This window comes from Flavivirga algicola (assembly GCF_012910715.1).
Taxonomy (GTDB): Bacteria; Bacteroidota; Bacteroidia; order Flavobacteriales; family Flavobacteriaceae; genus Flavivirga; species Flavivirga algicola.
The window spans coordinates 1-7119 of sequence record NZ_JABBHF010000001.1; the positions used below are offsets into that span (position 1 = coordinate 1).

At 40.5% G+C, this 7119-nt stretch carries 2 protein-coding genes; both read right to left on the reverse strand.

Translation table 11 applies throughout. The features are described from left to right. On the reverse strand, positions 1-6082 hold a 6082-nt coding region (locus tag HHX25_RS00005), incomplete at its 3' end, for a beta strand repeat-containing protein (protein ID WP_169668770.1). An 86-nt stretch (positions 6083-6168) separates the two neighbouring features. Continuing rightward, positions 6169-7119 (reverse strand): sprD domain protein (locus HHX25_RS21130; RefSeq protein ID WP_169668773.1); only part of this gene is annotated, 951 nt, incomplete at its 5' end.

Genomic DNA, 7119 nt, shown 5'->3' on the forward strand with positions numbered 1-7119 from the left:
TTCCTGGTGCGCTTATTGAGAATGTCGCACTGGACTGATAGCCTGCCCCGATACTATAACTCAGAGGGGCTACGGCAGTGCCCGTTCCCTCTACCAAGGTGATATTAAGCGGGCTTCCAACATAACATTGCTGTGCCACTGGGTTGATCGTAGGCGATGCATCACTGGTAATGGTAACCGTATTCATTGTCACACAATCGTTGGCATCCATTACATACACATCCCAAACCAGGTCTGCTCCCGAATTCGTATCGACTGTCACTATATTGCTCGATCCGTAGGCTCCTACCGCTGGGGCCGGGTTTCCTGTTACTACGGCGGCATACCTATATCCTGGCGTACCGTCTGAGGCCGTAACCGTGATCTGAGATTCATCGTTCGAACAAAAAACATTGGTCGATGACGAGGTAAATGTCAATGGGTTTGCGGGTTCCGTAACCGTAACGGTAAACGTATCCGTACAGCCCGTAACCTCGTCCGTTACAACGATTACCTGGTCTCCTGCTGGCAAACCTGTCAGGTTAATGGCTGTGGCCGATTGACCTGTTACAGCTGCCCCTGCATTAATGGTATAGCTATATGTTCCAGAAAAACTTGAGACCGTAAAGTCCACGGCGCCGTCCGAACCGCCGTTACAGCTCACATCGTTTATCAGTGCGCCCGTTACGACAATATTTATAACTGGATCTACCGTGTATGTCGTTTCATAATAACATCCATCGGCATCGGTCACCCTAAAGGTATAGGTGTCTGGTGCCAGTCCCGTAAAAATTCCTGTGGCATTGGACGTTGCCGAAGCAGCTGGTGCCGTTATCTCATAGGTCAATGCGCCTACGCCCGTGCCTGCAGCAGCTGTTACCGTAACCGTACTGGTCACATCGTTACATGTTACCGGCGTGCCTGTAACGCTATCTGCTGTTGGAGGGTTCAATGCGCTTATAACTATCGAACCGTTAAAGATACATCCTTGGGCATCCCTTACCGAATAGTTTATCGTTTGGTCCGTACCGTTATCGTTGACATCAAAGGTATTCGAGGCACTGTACCCTGAACCGTTGAAACTGTACTGGTAGGGTGCCGTTCCCGTCCCTGCAGTGGTAGTCACGGTTATCGTTCCTGGTTGGCTCGTATTGGCAGCACTACAGCTAAACGGTGTCGTTACCGCTGCTGTGGCCGCTAAACTTGTTGGTTCCGTCAATGTTACAGAACCGTTGAAAATACATGATTTGTTATCCCTTACCTGATATGCATATGTCCCAGCACTCAATCCCGTATATGACGATGTCGCTGTAAATGCACTGCCGTTAAAGCTATAGGTGTATGGACCTTCTCCGCCTGACGGTACTATTTGAACGGAACCATCGGCCGCACCGTTACAGGTCGCGTTCACGGAGGTTACCGTTGCCGTTGGGTTCGATATCGGGTTGACCGTGATCACGCCCGATTCTGCCTGGCAGTTCTGTGAATCGGTGATTCTAAACTGGTAGTCCCCTGCTGTCGCCGTCAAATACGTAAAAGGCGTGCCTGTGGCTCCCAATGGACTATAGGCCCCTGCATTTAACGATACCTCGTAGGTATACGGTGCTACACCTCCAACTATGGTACCCGTTATCAGGGCATCAGGGCTCGCCGTACAATCCAAATCCTTTGTCAGAACTGTACTTACAGTTAGTTGGGGCGCAATGGTTTGTGCAGGTAAAGTCACTGTACATCCATAAGCATCCCTTACTATAATAGTATAAGTTCCTGGTGTTAAATTAGCAAAGGTATTACTCGTTCCAAAAGGACCTCCATTAATATTATATTCATAAGGTGTTTGTCCTCCCGAAGCTGTTACCACTAATGTTGCTGCATTAGCAGCATCATAGCATAAATCTGATGTAGCATCAATAACAGCAGATGGTGCTGTTGGTGAGCTTAAAGTAAAAGTATCTGTTGCCGTACAACCATTAGAATCGGTTACAGCAACCGTATAAGTTCCTGTTTGTGTTAAGTTTGCAAAAGTATTGCTTCCTTGCGGTCCTAAAACAGTTGTATCTGGTTGCGTAAGCGTAAAAGTATTTCCGCCCCAACCTCCAGTGGCATTAATTACAACACTACCATCCACATTACAAGTAACTGGAGAAGGAGTTAGTGTAAGGGCCAAACCTGTTGGAGGTCCCGAAACAGTAACTGATGCCGTATCCGTACACCCGGTACTTCTTTCAGTTACCGTTATATCATATGTACCTACTGGTACATTGTTCAATGTAATAGTTGGTGCTGTTTGTCTTGTATCTGAGCTATTTACAGGTCCTGTAATATCGTAATCATAAACATTGTTACCTCCTGTAAAAGTTCCTATTACATCAAATTGAATTGCTCCTGTTGAAGAATTGAAACATGTTACATTATTTAACAACGTTCCTGTAACTTCTATTGGTGGTTCTGGTTCCAGGTAATAATCCTCTTGGTAAGTACAACCATTTCTATCTGTTACCTGAAAAGTGTATGTCCCTGCAGGTACCCCAGAATATTGTCCATCTGAATTTAATTGAGTTAAATAATTATATAATGGGGAACCAACAGGAATACTTGCTGGTAAGGCTATTATTTGAAATCTTATTGGTGGTAAACCACCACCCCAAGATGGTAAATTAACATTAAAAGAAGATGTATTATCACTACAATCAAAACTTTTGTCCGTGAAAGTCAAATCTGTAGGTGGATCTAAAGGACCTAATATTATAGGCGCTGTTACAAATGTACAATTGTTAGCATCTCTTATGGTTACTGTATATGTGCCATCTGTTAAACCTGTAAATATTGTTCCAGCTTGAAATGTCACACCATTAATGCTATAGGTATATGGCGCCGTTCCTCCCGAAACTCCAGAAACCGTAATAACGCCATTTGTAGTACATGTATAAGGTGTGGTTAAGGTAGCTGTTCCTGTTACAGGAGAAAGTTCAATAATGCTTATTGTTTGAGGTTCAGACTCACACACATCTGGTCCTGAAGTATATTCAACAATAACCTCATAGTCTCCAGCAGCAAGGCCAGTAAAAACTGGGGAATTAACAAATGTCGCTCCATTATCAATACTATATCTTAAAGTATTTCCATTAGGGTTGGTTACATTAATGTTTATTTCACCTACATCACCAGAACTTGCACATAAAATATCTGTCTTGGTAATATTAAAATCTGGCGGTAGTACAGGATCTACTGTTATTGATAAATCTACAAAACAGTTATTAGAATCTACGACTCTTATATTATATACACCTCCTGGATCTGTTACAACAATTTCTGGTACCGTTTGGAAGACCGTCGTGCTATTTACAAAATAAAAGTAAGGAGCTGTTCCTCCAACAGGATATACCGTTATCTCTCCTGTATCGTCCTCGTCATTAGGATCTGTAGGGTCAGCAGGGCAAAAAGTTAATGGATTTGTTAATGCTGCAGTGGCCGTTAACAATGGTGGATTATTTATAGTAATATCTCCTGAGAAAGTACAACCATCATCTGTAGAGACATTTATGGTATAAGTTCCTGGGTTTAAGTTATTAAATGTATAATCACCATCTACAATAGGTCCAACACTATTGATTAATGTGGCGCCACTATAAATTGAATAATAATATTGCGGTCTTACATCATTGGCAGCTATCAAAACAGTTCCTTGCCCGTCATGACATAAAGGATGTGTAATATCTGTAGTAACCGTAAAATCTCTTTCTCTTATTTGAATATTTGGTACTGTGAAAATACAAGGGTTAGGTGTTACTCCTACTTGTCTAATATATACAGTATATACACCTGGTGTTGTAATAGAAAACGTATTACTTGCCTGATAATTTGTATTATCAATACTATATTCGTAGCCACTAGGTACATCATTTACAACAATTTCCCCTGGTGTGGTACATATAATATCATTCGATGTTGCTGTAGGCACCAATACGTTTTCATAAACGTTGAAGAAAAATTCATTAAAACAACCTCCTGTATAATTTAGTGTTAGTCGATATTGTCCTGCTGTGTCAACCAAATAATCTGGTCCCGTTTGAACCTGATTCCATGTACAGGTAGCATCCTCATTGGCACAATCTATATTGCCAACTGCAGGGCAACTGGTTTCATCTAACCGTTCCCAAATTATGGAATTGGCATCTGTAATGTTGGTATCTATAAATCTTGTATCTGTGGCACCACACATGAAAATATTGGGCAACTGCTTTCCATCATTAGGGCAGGTAACCACCTGATCTGCAAAAGGAATTATTGGGTTTGTAACCCCTGCGCCATATGTAATGACATTAAATATTTGATCGATAGACTGACAAGGTGCCGTTGCTGTATTGTGTACATAATAGGTTCCTGGCGATGTAACCGTTATGGATTGCGTTGTTCCAATTACTGGTGTTCCTGAAGGATCTGTTGACCATGAATAGGTATCATAATCATCACCTGCAGTCAACACTACATTATCACCACAAAGAATCACGTCTTCTTCGAAGGTACAATCAATATCTGCAATAAAGTTAGTCGCTCCTGGTATTAAGAGACACCCCGTATTTGTACTGAAACTTGGATCGTCCGAAATGACAAATAAAGGATTCAATGTTCCTCTATAGGTTGAAAAAGCCTGATTACTTACAATATTATCACAGGCATCATTAAGCAAACTACATTCCCTTACAACGGTTACTTTAAAACGAATATCAAGCACAGGGTCATTTTCCTCAACTACAGAATCGTCTATAGCAAAAATAAGTTCCCTCGTTGCGGGATTATAGCTTTGTACCGTAACTCCTGGAGGCAATAAGCCCATATCGGCTGGGTAATCAAACTCTATATTATTTGGAAGTACATCTCTAATGGTTAGCCCCGTAGCATCATCGTTTCCTGTATTTTGAAAACCTATTACATAATTTAGCTCATCACCAAGATTTACTAGTCCGCCTCCAATGTTGTTCCCTGAGGTATCCTCAACGGTCTTGGTAAGCACCATATTTGGTGCAATAATGTCTACCGCAAATGCGAAAAAATATGGAAAAAAAGTATCCCCACTGGTTTCCAAACGTATGGTAGCACTTGTATCATCATTAGCAATAACACCATTACTGGGGTTAGGTACAGCTAATATACCTGTGTCGAACCCTAAGGTATTACTACTATTTGGTTGCCTAGCAGGTGGCCCCGTTACCGAACTATTAAAAAAGTTAGTTTGGGATCGATCCAGATCCGATAAACTGGTTCCATTAATTCTTAAACGGTCACCTGTAATCGGTTTATCTCCTTCTAAAGCTGCAAATGCAAAATTAGCTCTAACTGGCGCCGGGGCTGGCACGGTTCTAAATCCTGAAACAGAAATATCTACCGTAGGATTAAAAGCCCTCGTAATTGTACTGAAACCATCAAAGCTGGTAATAGATTTACCTGGTAATGATGGATTTTGATATACTATAAATAAAGACCAACCAGCAGAATATCCTGTACCATTCCTAGGATCAAACGTATCTGTTTGCCCCTCAGCCGAAGATACATTTGCAACGGTATAAGTTCCTTGGTCGGTACCTAAAGCCCTAATTATATTGGTCACATCCGCATAGCATGCATACGGAAAACTATCACCACCGTCAACCGATGTTGTGCCTGCATCAAAAATAACGTCATCTGCTACTATATCATTATATCCTCCTGTCGGCCCTCTAAGTTTTACAGTGTTAATAGCTTCTGAACCATCATCGACCGCACTCCAATAGAGACCTGCATGTACAATTTCATAACAATCATTGGCTGCAAGTGGAATATTGGGATTAATAGGTATTTCTAAATCCGCACTCGATGAACTAAATGTTGTTGGATCCGAATCAATATCAATGTACCTCATATTCCTTGTATGATTGTAGACATTGTTATTATTGAAATCGTTATTGTTTGGGCCTAAAATATTGTTACCTATCAAAATGATATCACCCTTCAAATCTTGATCAAATCTAGTTGTGAAGGGCACTTGATTTTGGGCAAATAATTGTATGCTGAAAAGTATCAACAGAACAATCAGTCCATTTTTTAAAATAGTAGGTTTTTTCATAATAGTTTATATTTGACGCTCCTTTATCCTCATAAATTGGGGCATAATCAGATAAAGTATAGCTAGGCTAATTTTGTTACATATTCTTAATTTTCAATTTTAACCATCGACATTCTGCCATTATATGGTTTATCTCCTTTAGATTGTAAAGCTCTCGTAGCCTGTTCCACACTATTGAACTTTTCGTAGTAAATAAAATATTTACTAGTATTTTCATCGTAGAAGAAGTTTATATTGGATTGACCTGCCGATACAACCTTCCTTACGAACTCATCTCTTTTATCTACATTGTTATGTACAGCTATTACTAAATAGTAACCGCTATCTGTATTTTTAACACCTTTTACAATTTGTATGTTACTACTCTGCTTTTCACCAAAATCAAAATCTTCTTCTTTTAGAGGTACTCTACTTGCTGGCGTGGTTTGTTTGATTCTATTTAATGTTGCCATGTCTTTCGAATATCTATCATCTGCATTATCGTAAGCCGCACGTTTAATTCTTCTTTTTCTCTCTATTTCTGTAGCTACTTTAATTTTTTCTAGTGTAGCCATTAAATTTTCTCTTGATTTTAAAGCTTCCAATTGCTCTGATTTTAATCTTTCTAACATTTTTAAATCAGCAGGGTTGATCGAACCTTTATATGACTTTTCTAATGCCTTTATTTCTTCATCCCGAGTATTTATAACATTATTAAGCTCTACTTTTAAAGATTCTAGAGCTGCATTTTCTGCTGTGATACTTTTAAAAGGTCTTGGCGCTTTAAATATACCCTGCTCTCCTAAGTCATTTTCCTCTTTTAAATCTTTAAGATCTTGATCTCTACTAGCCACCGTTTCGTCTAATCTTGTTAATAAATCATTCATCGATTTAGTAATATTATCAACTGGTGTTGGTGCTAATTTCGCTGCTTCGGCTTTAGCTCTTGCCTCTTCTTCTGCTTTGGCCTTGGCCGCTGCTGCTTCGGCTGCTGCCTTGGCTCTGGCCTCTTCTTCTGCCTTGGCCTTGGCTGCTGCTGCTTCGGCTGCCGCTTTGGC